This window comes from Gemmatimonadota bacterium (assembly GCA_016714015.1).
In the GTDB taxonomy this organism is placed as follows: domain Bacteria; phylum Gemmatimonadota; class Gemmatimonadetes; order Gemmatimonadales; family Gemmatimonadaceae; genus Pseudogemmatithrix.
The window spans coordinates 108,921-127,687 of sequence record JADJNZ010000006.1; the positions used below are offsets into that span (position 1 = coordinate 108,921).

An 18,767-nucleotide genomic window follows, 5' to 3' on the forward strand; every position below is an offset into this window, starting at 1 on the left:
ATCAGGCCAGCGGCTCGCCGCCGATCAGCGCGGCCATGATGGCCTTCTGCACGTGGAGGCGGTTCTCCGCCTCGTCCCACACGCGGCTCTGCGCGCCGTCGATCACCTCGGCCGTGACCTCCTCGCCGCGGTGCGCCGGCAGGCAATGGAGGAAGATCGCGTCCCGCTGCGCGCGTGCCATGAGCGCCGCATTCACCTGGAAGTCCTTGAACGCCACCTCGCGCACGGCCTGCTCCTCCTCCTGGCCCATCGATGCCCAGACATCGGTCGTCACCACGTGCGCCCCCTCCACCGCCACCTGCGGGTCGCGCACCAGCGTGACCTTCCCCGACGCCTGCGCGCGCGCGAGGATGGCCGGATCCGGATCGTAGCCCGCCGGACAGGCGAGCCGGAGTTCGAAGCCAAGGCGGAAGGCCGCGTCGCACCAGCTGTTCGCCATGTTGTTCCCGTCGCCGATCCAGGCAATCGTCTTCCCGGCGAACGTGCCGAGATGCTGCTGCACCGTGAGCAGGTCGGCGAGGATCTGGCAGGGATGCTGCAGGTCGGTGAGGCCGTTGATCACCGGCACGGCCGAGTAGCGCGCGAACTCCTCGACGTCGGCGTGCGCGAAGGTGCGGATCATCATGCCGTCCACCATGCGGTCGAGCACGCGCGCCGTGTCCATCACGGCCTCGCCGCGTCCGAGCTGCACATCGCGCGGCGTGAGGAAGAGCGGGTGCGCCCCGAGTTGCCACGCCCCCACTTCGAACGACACGCGCGTGCGCGTCGACGACTTCATGAACAACATCGCGAACGCCTTCCCGGCCAACGGACGCGCCGCGTACTCGCCCCGCCGCATGCGATCGGCGAGGCGGAACAGGCCGTGCAGCTCACCCTCGGAGAGATCCGGGATGGCGAGGAAGTCGCGTTCACCGCTCATGGCGTGGTCCGGGAGGTCGATTTCGGTGCGGCGCCCTCGGCGGACGCATCGGTGGCCGTATCGGCGGGGGTGCAGGAGGTGCGCTCCCAGGTGGGGAGCGCGGCCGGATCCTCGGCGTCGGCGCCCGGCAACGTGGCCGTGAACGCCTGCCGCCGGATGGCGATGCTGTGCCGGGGCGTCTGCGCGGGGACGGCGGCGCTGTCGCCCGCCGCGAAGGTCGTCGTCACCGCCCAGCCATCGCGGTGCGTCCACTCCGCGACGCGGATCGCGAAGCCCGGACCACGCACGACGAGGCAAGTCGGCGCGGTCCCCATGCCTGCCTGGATCTCGCGCATCGCGCTGCGCCAAGCGCCGGCGGCGGCCGAGTCGGACGGCCACTCGCGCGTGCCTTCGATGAAGAGGACCAGCGCCTCCTCGTCGGGCCATGCCCCGTCGGTGCCGTCGTACCCAGTGAGGCCGTACAAGACGTCGAACGTGCCGATCGACTCCCGCAATCCTTCGAGCGGGGCCGGCGTCGCGCTCGCGCGCATCGCGCGCACCATCCCCGAGCGCAGCGGGGTGACGTTCATCCCGCGCAGCTGCTCGAAAGGCTGCACTCCCACCGCGAGGTCCGCCGCATCGCGACGGTCGCCGCAGGCCAGCGATCCTGCGGCCAGCAGGCAGAGACAGGATCGACGCGATCGCCGCCATCCCCACCATCCGCCGCCATGCACCCGCTCTCGCCCGACCACCATGCGATCCGCCCTCTGCCTAGAGGATGTACTTCCGGAGGTCCTCGTCCTCGGAGATCGCACTCAGCCGCGCGCGCACCATCGTCGCGTCGACCGTCTCCGGGGCCGTCCCACGCTCGGGGAGCTCGTAGAGCAGCTCCTCGAGCAACGTCGTCATCACGGTGTGGAGCCGCCGCGCGCCGATGTTCTCCATCCGCGAGTTCACCCGCGCGGCGATCTTCGCCACCTCGGCGATCCCGTCGTCGGTGAACTTGAGCTCCGCCCCCTCGGCCGCCACCAGCGCCGCATACTGCTTGGTGAGCGCGTTCTCCGGCTCCGTCATGATGCGCACGAAGTCCGCCTCGGTGAGCGGCTTGAGCTCCACGCGGATCGGGAACCGCCCCTGCAGCTCGGGGATCAGGTCGCTCGGCTTGCTCACATGGAACGCGCCGGCCGCCACGAAGAGCACGTGGTCGGTCTTCACCATCCCGTACTTCGTCTGGACGTTCGACCCCTCGACGATCGGCAGCAGGTCGCGCTGCACCCCTTCGCGCGAGACGTCGGGACCGCCCATCTCCCCCTTCCCTCCCGCGATCTTGTCGATCTCGTCGAGGAAGATGATCCCCAGCGACTCCACGCGCTCGAGCGCGTCGGCCACCACGTCATCGAGGTTGATCAGCTTGTCGAACTCCTGGTCAAGCAGGATGCGACGCGCCTCGCTCACCGGCACGGTGCGCTTCTTCGTCTTCTTGGGCATGAGGTCCGACAGCATCTCGGCGAAGTTGCTCATCCCCTCCGGCGCGCCCTGTTGGCCCATCGCGTCCATCATCGGCGACTGCTGCGCGACCTCCACCTCCACCTCGCGCTGCTCGAGCTGCCCGTCGCGAAGGAGCTGCTTGAGCTTCTCGCGCGTGCGCTTGTGGCGCTCCTTCGCGAGTTCCTGCTCCTGCGTCACCTGCCCCTCGGGGCCGGCGACGAACACCCGCTGCGGATCGTTCGGCGCCGGCGCCGGCGATTCCGCCGGGGCCGGGAGCAGCAGGTCGAGCAGCCGCTCGTCCACGCGGTCGTTCGCGAGGTCCTCCACCTCCTGCTCGCGCTCCGACCGCATCATGTCGATCGCGCTCTCCACCAGGTCGCGCACCATCCCCTCGACGTCGCGCCCCACGTAGCCCACCTCGGTGAACTTCGACGCCTCCACCTTGATGAACGGGGCCCCGGTGAGCTTCGCGAGCCGCCGCGCGATCTCCGTCTTCCCCACGCCCGTCGGGCCGATGAGGATGATGTTGTTCGGCGCGATCTCGTCGCGGATCCCCTCGGGGGCGCGCTGGCGGCGCCACCGGTTCCGGAGCGCGATCGCCACCGCCTTCTTCGCCTCCGCCTGCCCGACGATGTACCGGTCGAGTTCCGCGACGATCTTCCGCGGCGACAGGTCGGCGAGGCGCGCGAGCGCCTGTTCCGTGCGAGGGGATGCCATCAGGCCGAGGGCTCGACGACGGTGATCTGCGTGTTCGTGTAGATGCAGATCTCGCCCGCGATGGTCATCGCCTGCTGCACGATCTCCTTCGCCGAGAGCGGCGTCGACCGCGAGAGTGCGCGTGCCGCCGCGAGCGCGTACGAGCCACCCGACCCGATCGCGAGGATGCCGTCATCCGGCTCGATGAGCTCGCCGTTCCCCGAGACCATGAACCCGTTGTCCCGGTCGGCGACGATCAGCAGCGCCTCGAGCCGACGCAGTGCCCGGTCGGAGCGCCACTCCTTCGCCAGCTCCACCGCCGCCCGCGCGAGGTTCCCCGGATGCCGCTCGAGCTTCTCCTCGAACTTCTCGAACAGGGTCAGGGCATCGGCCGCCGCCCCTGCGAACCCGGCGAGCACCTTCCCCCCCTTGAGCGCCCGCACCTTCACGGCACCGGATTTCATCACGGTGTCGCCGACCGAGACCTGTCCGTCGCCGCCGATGGCGACGCGGCCGTCCTTGCGGACGCAGAGGATGGTGGTGGCGTGGAAGGTCGGGAGCGTCATTTGCGTAATATAAGGGCCGTGGAGACCCCCCGAGAGCCATCCACCAGCCCCGCCTGGGCGCGCTGGGCCCTCGTCGCCATCACCGTGGCGGCGGCCGCGCTGCGCCTCCCGGGACTGACGGCCGAGGAGCCGTGGTTCGATGAGGTCTTCTCCGTCGTCCTCGCGTCACAAGAACTGCCGGAACTGTGGCGACGGGCCGTCGCCGACCAGACCAGTCCGCCCGGGTTCTATCTGCTGCTCTGGGGCTGGACCCGCCTGGGCGGCTTCGAGCTCTCGTGGATGCGCCTGTTGCCCGCACTGGCGGGCACCCTCACGGTCCCCGCGATGGCCCTCGCGGCGCGCGCCGCCCGCCTGAGCTGGACCGGTGCGCTCGTCGCGGCGAGTCTCGCCGCCGTGAGCCCGCTCCTGCTCGCGATGAGCAGTGAGCTGCGGGCCTACGCGCCGCTCGCCCTCCTCACGACGCTCGCCCTCGCGCTCACGCTCACGCGCCGAGATCGCATCGCGGCCGTCGCCGGCGTCGGCCTCGTCCTGCTCCACTACTTCGGGGCCTTCGTCGTCGCGGCCCTCGCGGCGGCGCGCCTCCTCGACGCGCCGGACGCGCCATGGTCGCAGCGTCTCCGAGGGGCGCTGCGGCTCGGACTTCCGGCCGCGCTCGTTCTCGGTGCCTGGATCCTGCTCGTCCTGGCCGCCGCAGGCCCCGAGGACGTCGGTGGCAATGCCGCCTGGATCGACGCCTTCTCCTGGCACGACGTGCCATCGTTCGCGTCGCAGGTCGTCGGCACGTTCGGCACCACGCTCGGTGCGGTCCTCGTCACCGCCGTGCTCGCGTGGGCATTCGTGTCCGCGGTCGCGCCGGCGCCCGCCCGTCCGGACGGCATCCCCGGCGCGGTGCCGTTCGCGGTGTCACTCGCGGTCCTCCCGCTGCTCCTTGCCGCCGCGGCCGGCGCGATCAGCGGAAAGGAACTCTGGGTCGCGCGCTACCTGATCGTGTCGTTGCCCGGATGGTGGCTCCTGCTCGCGCGCCTGGTCGATCGCGCGCCCGGGGCATCGAAGGAGATGGCGCTCGCCGCGATGCTGACCTGGGCAGGCCTCGCGGGCATCCACGCCGAGCGCACGCGTCCGCGGAAGACGGCATGGTCGCACGTCGCGCGCGCGATCGTCGCCGGAGGCCCGCGGACCATCTGCACCGCCGAGTCGTTCGTGGCGCTCCCGCTCCGCTACCACGCGTTGCGTCTCGAGTTGCCGCTCACCGTGCTCGATCTCGGCGACTGCGACGCCACGCACGCCCCAGCGGCGATCCTCCTGCGCGAGGGCACCGGGGCCGCGCTGGAGCCGGTGAGCCGCGCCGGTGCGACCCTCGGCGCGCCGCGCGAGATGGGCACGCGACTCCCCGCCACCTGGTGGGTGCCGCTCACCTGGTCCCGCTGACGCGCCGACCGGACCGCGGGGCGGCCGGCCGACCTCAGGCGCGCGGGTGCGCCGCGCGATGGACCTGCTTGAGCCGCTCCACGCTGGTGTGCGTGTAGATCTGCGTCGTACTGATGCTCGCGTGCCCCAGCAGCTCCTGCACCGCGCGCAGGTCCGCCCCCTGATCCAGCAGGTGCGTCGCGAAGGTGTGCCGCAGCGAGTGAGCGCTGAGCCCCGCGCCCTCGTCCACCTCGCGCAGCCGCGTGACCACCGCGACGTGCAACGTCCTCGCGCTCATGCGCGCCCCGCGCAGGCTCAGGAAGAAGGCCACCCGGTCCGCCTTGGCCCCCACCTGCGCGATGCGCGCGTCGCGCACGCGCTCGTACTCACGGAGGGCGCGCTGCGCCGGGCCGCCCACGGGCACGATGCGCTCCTTGCGCCCCTTGCCGCGCACCTTCACCGACCCGCCGAGGAGGTCGAGGTCGCTGCGGTTGATCCCGCGCAACTCGGAGAAGCGGAGCCCGGCCGAGTAGAAGAGCTCGAGGATCGCTGCGTCGCGCACGTCGTTGAATGACCCCGACAGGGCGCGCGTCCCGGCGGCGGTGAGCAATGTCTCCACCTGCGCGCGGTCGAGGTGCCCCGGGAGATGCTTCTCGAACTTGGGCGCGCCCACCGCGCGCGCCGGATTGGTCTCGACACGATCGGCCCGCAGCAGGAACCGGAAGAAGCTCCGGACCGCCGAGAGCGCGCGCGCGCTCGACCGCCGCGAGAGCCCGCGCTTGGCGAGATGCGCGAGCCACGACCGCATCATGAGGCGGTCGACCTTGTCCCACGCGACTGCCTCCACCCCCAGATGCTGCCGGAGGAACGACTCGAATCCCTCGAGGTCGTACGTGTACGCCTCGATCGTCCGGGGCGAGACGTCCCGTTCCTTCTCGAGGTGCGTGAGGAACTCGCCGATCGCAGCGTCGGCGGCCCCGACGGCAGCGGCCGTCATCTCAGTTCCCGGCGTGACGCGGCGAGGCGACCTCGCCGAAATGCGCCGCGAGCGATGACAGGTAGCTGTCCACCGTCCGGTAGCGGCCGCGCAGCTTCATCACGATGCGGAAGAACGGCGAGTCCACCCAGCCCTCCTCCTTGATCTGCACGCGCGTGCCCGAGGCGGTGTTCGAGATCCGGTAGGTCCAGGTGCCGCCCCACTGCTGGTCGGCGTTCCCTTCCTCCGAGGTCGTGATGATGTTCGTCGTCATGCTCACGCCGGGATTCGCGCTCGTGACCTCGATCGCCACGAGCCCCATGCCGCCGGCCATGTTCTGCTCCCACGACTCGTACCGCCGGCCCGGCAGGTTGCGCACCGTCTTCACGTCCGACCACCAGATGGGCTGGTTGCCGATGGAGCGCACGACCTTGTAGACCGTGTCCACCGGCGCGGTGATGGTGATCGAACTCTCGATGGTATGTTCGCGCGGCAGGTTCCGGCCATAGAACCAGAGGCCGCCGCCGATGAGCAATGCGAGGATCAGGAGCTTCTTCACGGGACACCCTCCACGACCGGGGGACGCACGATTCCAGATTCCTGACGCCAGGACTCGAGGTTTCGTAACGCCCGCTCCGCGTACCGCTCCCGCTTCAGGTCCTTGTCCCGCGGGGGGTCCGGCAGTTCCTCGAGGAGGCCGAAATTCGCGTTCATCGGCTGGAAGTGCGCCGGGTCGGCCTCGCGGAGATGGCGGTAGAGGGCGCCCAGCATCGTCGTGGGAGGCGGAACGACCGGGTCGAGCCCCCGGACCAGCCGGTCGAGGTTGATCGCCGCCAGCAGCCCCGTCGCGGTGCTCTCGGTGTACCCTTCCACCCCGGTCAGCTGCCCGGCGAACAGCGTCGTCGGCGCGTCGCGGAGCGCGAGGTGCGGCGACAGCACCTTCGGGGCGTTCAGGTAGGAGTTCCGGTGGATGCTCCCGTACCGCAGGAACTCCGCGCGGCCGAGCCCCGGCACGAGCCGGAAGACACTCGTCTGCTCGGGATAGCGCATCCGCGTCTGGCATCCGACCAGATTCCACATCCGGCCGGCCCGATCCTCCTGGCGCAACTGCAACACCGCCCAGGGCCGCTTCCCCGTGCGCGGGTCGCGCAGTCCCACCGGCCGCATCGGGCCGTGCCGCAACGTCTCCGGCCCCCGCCGTGCCATCTCCTCCACCGGCATGCACCCTTCGAAGTACGGGATCGCCTCGAACTCGTGCGAGTGGTAGAGGTCGGCCGCGACCATCGCCGCGATGAACGCGTCGTACTCCTCGCGATCCATCGGGCAGTTCAGGTACGCCCCCTCCGGCCCCGCCTCGGCCATCGTCTCCTTGTTCCACCGCGCGGCGCGGAAGGCGATCGACGTGTCGATCGACTCGGTCGCGATCACCGGCGCGATCGCGTCGTAGAAGGCGAGCGACGCCTCGCCGATCCGCGCCCCGATCGCCGCCGCGAGCGCATCGCTCGTCAGCGGCCCGGTCGCGATGATCCCCACGGCGGGCAGGGTCGTGACCTCGTCCCGCACCACCGTGATGCCCGGATGCGCGTGCACGTTCGCATGTACCGCGGCGCTGAACAGATCGCGGTCCACCGCGAGCGCCGTCCCCGCAGGGATGCGCGCCTCGTCCGCGCACGCGAGCACGAGCGACCCCAGCGCGCGCATCTCGGCCTTCAGCAGGCCGTGGGCGTTGGTGACGTCGGTGCTCTTGAACGTGTTCGAGCAGACGAGCTCCGCGAGCCGGTCGGTGCGATGCGCCGGCGTGCCCGGCCCGCCGGGCGCACCGCGCATCTCGTGCAGCACCACCGCGTGGCCGCGCGCCGCCAACTGAAAGGCGGCCTCGCTGCCAGCGAGGCCGCCTCCGACGACATGGATCGGGTCGCCGCTCACGCCGTTGCCGCCTCCGCTTCCGCGTCGGCCCCTTCCGGCGTCTCCACATCCCACTCGTTCTGGCACTTCAGGCAGCGACGATAGTGCCCGCGCGTCTTGGAACTCTTCGCCTCGGCCCCGACGTTGCCGCACTCAGGGCAGGCCTCGAGCACCGGCTTGTCCCAGCACACGAAGTCGCAGTTCGGGTAGTTCTCGCAGCCGTAGAACGCCTTGCCCCGCTTCTTCGAACGCCGCGCCGCGATGTCGCCACCGTCCTTCGGACACTTCACGCCGGTCGGCATCGACTTGGTGCCGCGGCACTTGGGGAAGGTCGAGCAGCCGAGGAACTCGCCCGAGCGCGAGCGCCGCACGACCATCGGCTTGCCGCACAGCGGGCAGGGATAGTCGGTGAGCTGCGCCGGGACGCGCTCGCCCTTGAGCGGCCGCGTGTACTTGCACGCCTTCGGATGGTTCTCGCACGCGACGAACGGACCGAAGAAACCGCCCTTGGGCACGAGCTTCCCGCCGTCGAGCGGGCACCGCTCGTTCGCCAACGCCGAGAGGTCGTGCGCCTCACGGATGAGCGACTCCGCATCCACCGACTCGACCTTCGCCTCGAACGGCGCCCAGAACTCCTCGAGCACCTCCTGCCACTTCATCTGCCCATCCTCGACCTTGTCGAGCTCCCCTTCCATGAGCGCCGTGAAGCCCACGTCGAACTCGCGCGGGAACTGCTTCACCATGACCTTCTCGACGGATTCGCCGAGCGGCGTGGGGAAGAAGCGCCGCTGCTGCAGCTCGGCGTAGTGCCGCTCGGTGAGCGTGGAGATGATGCTCGCGTACGTCGACGGGCGCCCGATGCCCCGCTTCTCGAGCTCCTTCACGAGCGAGGCCTCCGAGTAGCGCGGCGGCGGCTCGGTGAAGTGCTGCGACGGGTCGATCGATCGCACCGGGACGTGCTCCCCGGGCTCGATCGCCGGCAGCGCCTGCTCGTCTTCGAGCGCCTTCGACTCACCCTCCTCACGCGCCTCCTTGTAGAGCGCGAGGAAGCCCTTGAACTTCACGACCGAGCCGGTCGCGCGGAACAGGTAGCGCCCGAGGTCGAAGTCCACCGTGGTCGTGTCGAACACCGCCGGCGCCATCTGGCTCGCCATGAAGCGTTGCCAGATGAGCGTGTAGAGCTTGAGCTGCTCCGGCGACAGGTACTTGGCGACGCTCTCCGGGTTGCGCGACGGGTCGGTCGGGCGGATACCCTCGTGCGCGCCCTGCGCCGCATCGTCCTTCGCTGCCGGGAAGAGCCGCGGCCCGTCGGCGAGGAACTCCTTGGGATAGTGCGCGCCGAGGTACTCGCGCGCCGCCGCGGCCGCCGTCTCCGCCACGCGCACATGATCGGTGCGCATGTAGGTGATGAGACCCACCGCGCCCTCGCTCGTGGAGAGCTGGACGCCTTCGTACAGGTTCTGCGCGAGCCGCATCGTCCGCTTGCTGCCGAACCCGAGCTTCTTCGCCGCCTCCTGTTGCAGCGTGCTCGTCTTGAACGGCGCCTCGGGGTTCTTGCGGCGCTCACGCCGCTTGATGTCGGTGACATCGAAGTGCGTGCGCCCCTTGAGGTCGCCGAGGATCCGGTCGGCCGCGGCCTTGTCCGGGATCTCCGGCTTCTCGCCGTCCACGTGGTGCAGCTTGGCCGTGAAGCCCTGACCCTCGTGGGTCAGCGCCGCCGCGATCGTCCAGTACTCGCGCGGCACGAACGCACGGATCTCGCGCTCGCGCTCCACCAGCAGGCGAAGCGCGACCGTCTGCACGCGACCCGCCGACAGACCCTTCTTCACCGTCTTCCAGAGCACCGGGCTCGCCTTGTAGCCCACCAGGCGGTCGAGCACGCGACGGGCCTGCTGCGCGTCGACCTTCTTCATGTCGATCGCGCGCGCCTCGTCGAGCGCCTTCTTCACCGCGTCCTTGGTGATCTCGTAGAAGAGCGCCCGCTTGATCGGCGGCGCGTTCTTCCCCTTGATCTGCTGCTCCACGTGCCACGCGATCGCCTCACCCTCGCGGTCAGGGTCGGTCGCGATGAATACGGCTGACGCGGTCTTCGCCGCGCTCTTCAGCTCGGCGACCGTCTTCTCCTTGCCGGGGATCGTCACGTACTGCGGCTCGAACCCGGCATCCGTATCAATGCCGATGTTCTTCACCGGCAGGTCGCGGATATGGCCGACCGTCGCCTTCACCGCGTAGGCGTTGCCGAGGTACTTGCCGATGGTCTTCGCCTTGGCCGGCGACTCCACGATCACCAGCGACTTGCCGGCCGCCGATCGGGCGGCGTCCTCGTCATGCGGCAGCTCGGGCTCGACCGCCAGCTTCTTGCGGGCGGGAGCCTTCTTCGCGGCCTTCACGGCCTTCGCGGCCGGGGTCTTCTTCTTGGCTGCCGCCTTCTTCGCGGCAGTTTTCTTGGTGGTCGCCATAAGGCTGGCTATCCTAGTCCGGTCGTTCGGCCGTCGCAAGCGCTACTATAGATGAGGCCGCCTCGGATGGGGACATCGATTCGTTGCTAACCGTATATCGCGCTTGCAGATAGAATGCCTCTCGCCGCCGAATCAGTTCGCCCAGCTTTTGGGCGGGATCACCCCCCGCGAGGAGCGGCCGGGCCTCGACCGAGGCTCCCATCCGCGCCAGCGCGACCGGCACGGGTACTCGCAGGTAGATCCCGTCCGCCCGAGCCTCGAGCAGGGCGCGATTCGCCGCATCCTCGACCCAGCCGCCCCCAGGCGCGAGCACCAGCAGAGGCCCGTCCGTCCGCAGCAGCTCCACCGAGAGTTCGCGCTCCATCGCGCGGAATCCGGTCTCTCCATTCGCCGCGAAGATCTCGGCCACAGACCGGCCTGCGCGCCGCGCGATCTCCGTGTCGAGGTCGACGAACGGCCGGTCGAGGGCGTCAGCGACCAGGGGGCCGACCGTGCTCTTGCCCGCACCGGGCGGGCCGAGCAGCACGAGGTGACGCCCGCGCCCCGCGCCTGGCGACGACCCCATGGTCAGCCGATCCGCTCGGCGACGCGCGCCAGGTATCCGTCGTGGTTGCGGCGCACCTCGCCGAGCGAATCACCGCCGAACTTCTCGAGGAACGCATCCGCGAGGACGAGCGCGGTCATCGCCTCGGCGATCACGCCCATCGCCGGCACCGCCGTGACGTCGCTGCGCTCCGCCGCCGCATCCGCCGCCGCACCGGTCCTCGTGTCCACCGTCCCCAGCGGCCGCATGAGCGTCGCGATCGGCTTCATCGCCACACGCAGCACGAGCGGTTCGCCGGTGGTCATGCCCCCTTCGAGCCCGCCGGCGCGATTGGTGCGCCGCTGCACGTTCCCCGTGCGCGGGCGCCCGGGGGCAGGCTCGATCGCGTCGTGCACCTCCGAGCCCTTGGCGCGCGCCGCCGCGAAGCCCATCCCCATCTCCACACCCTTCACCGCGGGAATCGAACAGATGGCCTGCGCGAGGCGACCGTCGAGTTTGCGGTCCCAGCTCACGTGCGCACCAAGCCCCACCGGGAGCCCCGTGACGACGACCTCGCAGATGCCGCCGAGCGTATCGCCCGCCGACTTCGCCTCATCGATCCGAGCGATCATCGCCGCCTCGGCCGCCGCGTCGAGGCATCGGAGCGGGGAATGGTCGGCCGCCGCATTGAGCTCCTCGGGGAGGTCGCGGACCGCCGTGTCGATGCCACCGAGGTGCACGAGGTGCGATCCGACGCGCACGCCGAACTCGCCGAGCAGGCGCCGCGCGATCGCACCGCATGCGACGCGCGCGGTGGTCTCGCGCGCGGAGGCTCGCTCGAGGACGTCCCGCGCATCGGCGCGGTCGAACTTGAGGAGTCCCGTGAGGTCCGCATGTCCGGGGCGCACCCGAGTCACCTGCCGGCGCCGCCCCTCGGCCGTGTCGTCCTCCGGCCGCGGGGCGGGATCCATGATGGCCTCCCAGTTGGCCCAGTCCCGGTTGCGGATGAGCATCGCGATGGGGGCGCCGATCGTCTCACCCGCTCGCACGCCGGAAAGGAACTCGATCCGGTCGGTCTCGATCTGCATGCGGCGCCCGCGCCCGTAGCCTTGCTGCCGGCGGGCGAGCTGTGCGTCCACGTCGGCGGCGAGGAGCGGCAGCCCCGCGGGCGCCCCTTCGACGAGGGCGATGAGCCCGGGGCCGTGCGATTCGCCGGCGGTATGGAAGGTGAGGTGCGGCATGGCAGTAAAGATAAGGTGTCCCGCAGGCGGCCCGGGACGAAAGAAGGGCGGGCCGAATCGGCCCGCCCCCTTTCATCCTTCAGCCTTCAGCCTCTGTCAGCGCCGGATCACTTCGCCTTCGTCGACGATGTGCGGCGTCACGAGAATGAGCAGGTCCTGCTTCCGCTCGAGCGTGCTCGTCTGGCTGAAGAGCCGGCCGATGTAGGGCACGTTCATGAGCCACGGGATCCCGCTGCGGATCTTGGTGACCTGTGTCTGCGTGAGGCCGGCGATCACCGCCGTCTCGCCGTCCGCCACGAGGACCTGGTTCTCCGCCTTGCGCTCGCTGATGCTCGGACCGGCCGCGGTCGAGGTCAGCAGCGACTGCTGCGTCGCCGAGATCTCCATCGCGATCTGCCGGTTGGCCGTCACGTGCGGGGTCACGATGAGCTCGATGCCGACCTTGAGCCGCGAGATCTGCGGCGCGACGGCCTGGATCTGACCTGCCGGGATCGGCGGCGTGAGCAGGAACGCGATCTCCTGCCCGGCGAACAGCGTCGCCTGCCGGTTGTCGATCGTCGTCGTGCTCGGCTCCGCCTGCACGTCCGAGAGTTCCTCGGAGTGCAGCGCGTCGACGAAGCTCGTGAAGTTGTAGCCGTTGATCGCGGTGTTGAAGATCAGCGACAGCGCTGCCGAGCTGCTGAAGAGACGGTTCGCGTTGGCGACACCGGCGAACGCATCGCCGCCGAGGTCCACGCGGAACTCGCCCGGCGTGCCGCGCGACTGGAGGACGTTGCTGTAGGTGCCCGAAGAGCCGATGTCATAGCTCAGGCCGAGCTCGTCGGTCGCGGTGCGGTCCACGGCGATGATCTTGGCACGGATCGCCACCTGCGGCGTGCGCTTGTCGAGGTCGGCGACGTACTGGACGATCTCCGGGAGGCGCGAGACCGACTCGGTGATGAGGAGCGTGTTCGTCTTCTCCTCGACCGCGACGGTTCCGCGGCCGCAGGTGGTCGTCGGACCGCTCGCGCCTGCAGGGGCCGCGCCACCGGCCGGCGGGGCGCCATCGGCCGGCGGCGCCGCGGACGGATCCGCGCCGGCGTCGACCACGGTGCTCGCCGAGCCCGACGAGCAGGCGGCGATGATCTGTCGGATCGTGACGGCGAGCTCGCTCGCCTTCGCGTAGTTCACGGGCACGACCTTCGTGACCAGCGGCTCCGCGGCGACGCGCGCCGCGAGGTTCCGGTAGCTGTCGATCGTGATGATACCGGTCGAATCCTCGACCGCCGAGAGGCCGTTGGCCTGAAGGATCTTCGAGAGCGCGATGTCCCACGGCTGGCCGGGGATGTTCGCGGTCACCGTGCCGCTGACGGTCGAGCCGGTGATGATGGTCCGACCCGAGAACGAGGAGAAGAACCCGATGACCTCGCGGATCGGCGTCTGGTTGAACTCGACGTTGATGCGCGGGGATTGGGCCTGCTGCACCATAGGCGTGCGCGGCGAGAGCGCCTCGAAGCGCGCGGCCGGGGCCGGCGCCTCGTCCTGCGCGGCCGGGACAGCCTCAGGACTCGCGACCGGGCCGGCGGGCGCGGCGGCGACGGCCGCGGCACCCGCGCCCCAGGGCGCGAACGCGTCGGGACCGGTGACGCTGATCCGCAGTTCTCCATCGCCGCGCACCACGCTGTACTCCCGGGCGCCGTCGAGATCGAGCACGAGGCGGACGGTCGTCGGATCGAACTGTGCGAGGCGCACGTTCATGATGCCGGCGCGCGAGACCCGATCGTAGGCCGGGGCCCGCAGCTGCATCGTCGCGCCGCGCACGTCGACCACCACGCGGTGCGGATTGGTGAGCGTGAAGTCGGCGACGGTGACGTCGCCGCTCAGCGAGAGCACCACGTCGGCGCGTCCGGCGCCCGGCACGACCCGCACCGCGGTGACCGCGGCGGCTTCGTTCGCCGTCAGGGGCGTCGCAGCCGCAGGCAGCGCAGCCGTCGTCAGGAAAGTGCCGACCGCGAGCGCGGCCAGCGTCCGATATCGCCTCATGGCGTCCTCTGTGAATTGGGATCGATCATCGTCAACACGGCCTGCCGGGTGAAGCCGAACTCGTCGATCGCCAGGGTCACCTCACCCGGGCGGATCGCCGTCACGCGGATGCGGCCGAACACCGAGCCGACCCGCGCCTTGTAGATCTCCTTCGTGGACTCGTCGCGCAGCATCGCCATCGAGCTCGCCGCGTTCGGCGCGACCATCACGCCGGTCAACTTCAGGTCCTCGAGCAACGGACGGATGTCGCCGGTGGCGATCAGCGACGCGAACGGATCGCGGCGGCCATCCCCCGGATACCCGTAGGTCTCTCGGGCGAGGAGGATCCGTCCGAGCGAGTCGGTCGGGAACTCCGGCAGCGGGATCTCCGTCCCCTTCTTCTTCTGCTGTGCCTCGGCCGCCGTCGCCGCGAAGAGCAGCGCCAGCGCGAGCACGAACGGTCGTCGCATCATCGGTCCCCCTCCGTCCCGGTCTTCGAGACGTACGTCTGGATATCGAATTGGGCCGTCAGGATCCGCTCCTCGGGGGCATTGGCGCGCGCCTCGCGGGTGGACGACGGGACCAGTGACACGTTCATCGGCACGATGATGCGGCGCAGCGACCCGACGGCCGTGAGCAGCGCGCCGATCTGGTGGTAGCTCCCCTGCATCGACATGCGGTACTTCATCGTGTCGAAGGTCTCACCCTGCACCGTCGCGCCCGGCGTGAAGCCCGAGATCTCGAGACCGGTGCGACGGGCCGCACCGAGCATCTGCTCGAGCAGCGCCGGCACTTCGTTCCCCGTCGGGATGAGCGTGCGCATCAGGTCGAGGTTCGCCTGCAGGCGCTTCGACTCGGCCTGCAGCTGCTCCACCGAGCCGCGCGCCATGATCGACTTCGCCCGCTGGTTCGAGGCGTCGAGCGCCTCCACGTGGGTCCGCGTCTCCTCGATCTTCTCGCTCTTGGGCGAGTAGACCCAGTTCCAATACGCGCCCGCGCCCAAGATGCCCAGCACGCCCACGAAGAGCATGATCTGGTCGCGCTGGTTGGTCGGCAAGCTGGCCATGATTACCTCACCGAGATGGTCAGGGGGACCGTGCGCACCGCGCTGGCCGGCGGCTTCGAGTACGCCATGTCGAGCGTGAACTCGGTCACCGTCTTACCCTCGCTCTGGGTCGCCTGCGTCCCAGCGATGGTCACGTTCTCGAGGAAGTCCGACGCCTCGAGCTGCTTCATGAAGATGGTCAGCGCCTGGAGATCGACCGTCAGGCCGATCACGCGCAGCGTCAGCTTCGGGGACTGGCCGGCCGCGACCTGCTCCGGCGAGACCGTCGACGGCGCGCTAGACTGCCCCACCGAGCGGAGCCAGGTGTAGGTCGGGAGCGCGCGCGACACCTCGTCCATGATGTGCGGCCACACGAAGCGCTCACCGTCGATCGCCTGGATGATCGCCATCTGCCGCATGATGGAGTCGCGCTGGGCCTGCGCCGTCCGCGTCGCCTTCACCACGGCGTCGAACCGGGCGCTGTCCTGCACCGCCACGCGCAGCTGCTCATCGAGCGCCGCCGCGGTACGGCCCTGGAAGAACCACATCGCACCGACGGCGGCGACCCCGACCAGCACGCCACCGGCGGCGATGCCGAGCCACGGGTCCTTGAACCGCTCGCCGAGCGAGCCGACGAACGCGCGCACATCGAACGACGAGCCACCACCGGTGGACTTCGACTTCTTGCGCGCGCCTGGGAGGAGATTGATCTCGATCATCTGGGCGTCCGGGCGTCAGGCGGGCTGGCGAAGCGCCAGACCGATGGGCAGCATCATGAGGGGCGCCACCTCATCCGTGACGAGGCCCTCGAAGGCTCCGTCACGGACCACGAGGTTCGCCAACGGGCTCGCCGGCTCCACACGCAGCCGCAGCCGCGTCGCGAGCGCGTCGAGCAGGCCCGGCGCGCGCGAGCCGCCGCCGCAGACGTACACGGCGCTAACCTGCGAGCCGGAGCGCGAGGACGAGGCGAGGAAGGCCGCCGCACGCTCGATGCCCACAGCGATCTCCTCGCCGCGCGATTCGAACACCGCATCGAGATGCTCCGAGCGGTCATAGCCCTGGAGCATCGCCGCCGCCTCCTCCGAGCCCACGCCGCGGTCGCGCTGCAGGTCCTCGCGGAACCGGCGCGTCCCCACCGTCAGGTCGCGCGTCAGCACCGGCACGCCGTCCTCGACGATGTTGATGTTCGTCACCTCGTGGCCGATGTTCACCAGTGCAACGATCCCCGACATCGCGTCGGGATGATTGAGTTCGAACGCGTTGTGCAGCGCGAAGGCGTCCACATCCACCGCGGCCGCCGACAACCCGGCGTCCGTCAGCACGCGCACCTTCGCCTCCACGAGCTCGCGCTTCGCCGCGACCAGCAGCACGCTCATCTGCTCGTCCGTCCCGGCCGGGTCGAGGATCTGGAAGTCCAGTTCCACCGATTCCATGTCGAACGGCACGTGCTGCTCGGCTTCCCAGCGCATGAGCTCGCGCGCCTGCTGCTCCTTCACGCGCTCGATCTGGATCTTCTTGATGATCACGTCGCGACCGCCGACCGCCGTGACCACGGCCTTCGACGTCACGCCCGCCGCCGCAAGGCAGCTCGTGATCGCGTCGGCCACGATGCCGGGGTCCATGATCTCGCCCTCGACGATCGCGTCCGCGAGCAGCGGCGTGATCGCCACCCGGACGAGCTCCGGTTGCGACTTGGAGTGGTCCACGACCGCGACCTTGATGAGGCCCGAGCCGATGTCGAGACCGACGGATGTCTTCTTGCGTCCGAAAAGCGCCATGGGGATCCCGTGAGGCGACCAGCGAGACGGTTGTAGGCGGGTCGCAAACATGCGAGCGAGCCCGTTCAGGGTCAATGCACCGCGAAGTACCTGTCGCCTGCCAGAGCTACACGAACGTCTTGGTCAGGAAGTAACTGAGGGCCCTGACCGACACCCCCTCCGACACCTGCGATCCACCCCGCCTCACCCGTCCGGAGGCGTCACCAACCACCCCGGGCCCGCCGGGTCCAGTCGGGTTGCACGGGAACAGACGACCATCCCGGCCAGATGGTCAGTGGAGTCCGGTCGCAGGAGCGCGATCGCCCCCGATCGAGCGCCGGAGCGACCGAGTCCCTGCACCTCGGCGCGCACGAGTCCTCCACCGAGGTGAGTCCAGCGAACCAGGAATCGCCCGCCCCCAACCGCCGTTCCGCTCGCCTGCTGCCCGGCCACCGGCGCGCTCACGCAGAGGAGCGGGAGGTCGCCGGGCGACGCCACGCGGTCCAGCCCCTCGAGGAGGGCGGCCCGCGCCAGTAGCTGGTCGTCGCCCAGCCCCGCGACCCGCCACTCCTGTACTGCGTCGAAGAGTGCGAGCGACGAGAGCAGTCCCAGTAGCACCAACGATGCCAACACCGCCGGCAGGATCATCCCGCGCCTATCGCCCCGCATCGGTCCGCACCACGAGTGACTCGAAGACCCCGGGGATGTCGGCCACGCCCGCTGAGAGCTGGAGCATCCCGCCGCTGAGGTTCCGCACCCGGAACCCGGCAGCGGCCGGCGACCGGAGCGGACCCGCCACCGGCTGCACGACGCCGCACGTCCCGTTGGCGCAGCGACGCCATCCCAGCATCCACTGCCCCGCCCCGACGCTATAGAGAGCAAGTCGTCCCCGGCGCCCCACCCGGAGCGGCGTTCCGGCACGTACGCGCGCGTCGAGCGCGGACGCCACCACGCGAATCCGCGCCGCCCCAGCGTCACTCGGGTCAGCGAACCCCCCGGCCGAGCCGCAGGGCGCATCCCCCGTCCGCGTCGTGAGGCTCTCCACCGGGGCGGACACCCACGCGCGGTAGCCGGTGACGGTGTCCTCCACCCACGCCCGGACCTCATCACCTGTCTCGGGTGGCTGCGCGAGCGAGACGAGCGGGGCGCCCACGCTCGGGCGCGTCGGCGGCAGGAAGAGCGCGTTGCCCACGCGCGCGCAGACGACGCCATCCGCGACCCGCGCCTGGAACTCGATCGCGGTGTCGCCGAGCACCACGAGCGAGTCCGCGTCACGCACCAGTGCACCGACGACCTGCAGAGCCTCGACGGCCGCGCGTTCCGCGCGGGCGCGGGCCTCGGCGGTCGCGAGGAGGCGCCGCCCCTGCAGCAGTGCGGACGCGGTCGCGACGGCGAGCACGCCGGCGAGCGCCAGTGCGCATAGCGCCTCCGCGAGCAGGAACCCGCGGCGGGCGCTCATGGGCAGCGCCGCTCGTGCACGAGCGCGACGCGCACGGGACGGCCGCCGTCGACGGAACGGGCGCGCCCGTCGAGACGCGCCACCGCGCCCGAGCGCGTCACCCGCCATCGTTCCTCGATCGCGGCGCTCGCGTCGACGACCACCGTATCCACGGACGCGCACCCCTGCAGGGTGAACCAGGCGAGGCGCGCCTCCACCCGGCGCGTGACCGCTTCGCGCACGCTCGCGCGCTGGCGGAGTCTCGCCGCGGTCACGAGCGCGCTGAGCGCGCCGCTCACCCCGACGGCGAGGAGCGCCGACGCGACGAGCACTTCCACCAGTGAGACCCCACGCCGTGATCGCATGG

Annotated in this window: 19 protein-coding genes; 1 reads left to right on the plus strand and 18 read right to left on the minus strand. The window is 70.4% G+C overall.

The annotated features are described in order from the left end of the window. Position 1 precedes the first annotated feature (1 nt). The 4 genes from argF to hslV all read right to left on the minus strand — a co-directional run bounded on the left by argF (position 2) and on the right by hslV (position 3,648). Positions 2-919 carry an ornithine carbamoyltransferase gene (argF, locus tag IPJ78_12740; protein MBK7907409.1) on the minus strand — a complete coding sequence of 306 codons (918 nt, stop codon included), beginning with the start codon at positions 917-919 and terminating at the stop codon, positions 2-4. Further along, positions 916-1,521: a hypothetical protein gene (locus IPJ78_12745; protein MBK7907410.1), complete on the minus strand. Its 606-nt coding sequence runs from the start codon at positions 1,519-1,521 to the stop codon at positions 916-918. The genes argF and IPJ78_12745 overlap by 4 nt, the downstream gene beginning before the upstream one ends. Positions 1,522-1,669: 148 nt before the next feature. Next, entirely contained in the window at positions 1,670-3,103 is a 1,434-nt protein-coding gene (gene hslU / locus IPJ78_12750) for an ATP-dependent protease ATPase subunit HslU (GenBank protein ID MBK7907411.1), read from the minus strand. After that, positions 3,103-3,648, minus strand: a complete 546-nt coding sequence (gene hslV, locus IPJ78_12755) for an ATP-dependent protease subunit HslV (GenBank protein ID MBK7907412.1) — start codon at positions 3,646-3,648, stop codon at positions 3,103-3,105. The genes hslU and hslV overlap by 1 nt, the downstream gene beginning before the upstream one ends. Positions 3,649-3,666: 18 nt before the next feature. Here hslV and IPJ78_12760 point away from each other — a divergent pair, with 18 nt between their 5' ends. Next, entirely contained in the window at positions 3,667-5,076 is a 1,410-nt protein-coding gene (locus IPJ78_12760; GenBank protein ID MBK7907413.1) for a hypothetical protein, read from the plus strand. A 34-nt stretch (positions 5,077-5,110) separates the two neighbouring features. Here IPJ78_12760 and IPJ78_12765 read toward each other — a convergent pair whose 3' ends face one another. The 14 genes from IPJ78_12765 to IPJ78_12830 all read right to left on the minus strand — a co-directional run bounded on the left by IPJ78_12765 (position 5,111) and on the right by IPJ78_12830 (position 18,765). Next, on the minus strand, positions 5,111-6,052 hold the full coding sequence (locus IPJ78_12765) for a tyrosine recombinase (protein MBK7907414.1): 942 nt from the start codon (positions 6,050-6,052) through the stop codon (positions 5,111-5,113). Position 6,053: 1 nt separating this feature from the next. Beyond that, positions 6,054-6,590, minus strand: a complete 537-nt coding sequence (locus tag IPJ78_12770) for an SRPBCC family protein (protein MBK7907415.1) — start codon at positions 6,588-6,590, stop codon at positions 6,054-6,056. After that, positions 6,587-7,957 (minus strand): methylenetetrahydrofolate--tRNA-(uracil(54)-C(5))-methyltransferase (FADH(2)-oxidizing) TrmFO, encoded by a 1,371-nt coding sequence (trmFO, locus tag IPJ78_12775; protein MBK7907416.1) that lies wholly within the window; start codon positions 7,955-7,957, stop codon positions 6,587-6,589. Before trmFO ends, IPJ78_12770 begins: the two co-directional genes overlap by 4 nt. Next, on the minus strand, positions 7,954-10,395 hold the full coding sequence (gene topA, locus IPJ78_12780; protein MBK7907417.1) for a type I DNA topoisomerase: 2,442 nt from the start codon (positions 10,393-10,395) through the stop codon (positions 7,954-7,956). The genes trmFO and topA overlap by 4 nt, the downstream gene beginning before the upstream one ends. A gap of 13 nt (positions 10,396-10,408) precedes the next feature. Then, complete coding sequence (locus IPJ78_12785) at positions 10,409-10,921, minus strand: shikimate kinase (protein ID MBK7907418.1); 513 nt, start codon at positions 10,919-10,921, stop codon at positions 10,409-10,411. A 41-nt stretch (positions 10,922-10,962) separates the two neighbouring features. Continuing rightward, positions 10,963-12,159, minus strand: coding sequence for a chorismate synthase (aroC, locus tag IPJ78_12790; protein MBK7907419.1), 1,197 nt, complete (start codon positions 12,157-12,159; stop codon positions 10,963-10,965). A 96-nt stretch (positions 12,160-12,255) separates the two neighbouring features. Beyond that, positions 12,256-14,181, minus strand: coding sequence for an AMIN domain-containing protein (locus IPJ78_12795; GenBank protein MBK7907420.1), 1,926 nt, complete (start codon positions 14,179-14,181; stop codon positions 12,256-12,258). Then, a complete protein-coding gene (locus tag IPJ78_12800) occupies positions 14,178-14,630 on the minus strand; it encodes a hypothetical protein (protein MBK7907421.1) in 453 nt (150 codons plus the stop codon). Before IPJ78_12800 ends, IPJ78_12795 begins: the two co-directional genes overlap by 4 nt. Then, a complete protein-coding gene (gene pilO, locus IPJ78_12805) occupies positions 14,630-15,226 on the minus strand; it encodes a type 4a pilus biogenesis protein PilO (GenBank protein MBK7907422.1) in 597 nt (198 codons plus the stop codon). Before pilO ends, IPJ78_12800 begins: the two co-directional genes overlap by 1 nt. A gap of 2 nt (positions 15,227-15,228) precedes the next feature. After that, the gene (locus IPJ78_12810) at positions 15,229-15,924 is read right to left on the minus strand and encodes a PilN domain-containing protein (GenBank protein ID MBK7907423.1); all 696 of its coding nucleotides are present in this window, start codon (positions 15,922-15,924) and stop codon (positions 15,229-15,231) included. 15 nt (positions 15,925-15,939) lie between these two features. Then, complete coding sequence (gene pilM / locus IPJ78_12815; protein ID MBK7907424.1) at positions 15,940-16,983, minus strand: type IV pilus assembly protein PilM; 1,044 nt, start codon at positions 16,981-16,983, stop codon at positions 15,940-15,942. A 183-nt stretch (positions 16,984-17,166) separates the two neighbouring features. Beyond that, positions 17,167-17,631: a hypothetical protein gene (locus IPJ78_12820; GenBank protein MBK7907425.1), complete on the minus strand. Its 465-nt coding sequence runs from the start codon at positions 17,629-17,631 to the stop codon at positions 17,167-17,169. Beyond that, positions 17,618-18,421 (minus strand): hypothetical protein, encoded by an 804-nt coding sequence (locus tag IPJ78_12825; GenBank protein MBK7907426.1) that lies wholly within the window; start codon positions 18,419-18,421, stop codon positions 17,618-17,620. The genes IPJ78_12820 and IPJ78_12825 overlap by 14 nt, the downstream gene beginning before the upstream one ends. Continuing rightward, positions 18,418-18,765 carry a prepilin-type N-terminal cleavage/methylation domain-containing protein gene (locus IPJ78_12830; GenBank protein MBK7907427.1) on the minus strand — a complete coding sequence of 116 codons (348 nt, stop codon included), beginning with the start codon at positions 18,763-18,765 and terminating at the stop codon, positions 18,418-18,420. Before IPJ78_12830 ends, IPJ78_12825 begins: the two co-directional genes overlap by 4 nt. Positions 18,766-18,767 lie beyond the last annotated feature (2 nt).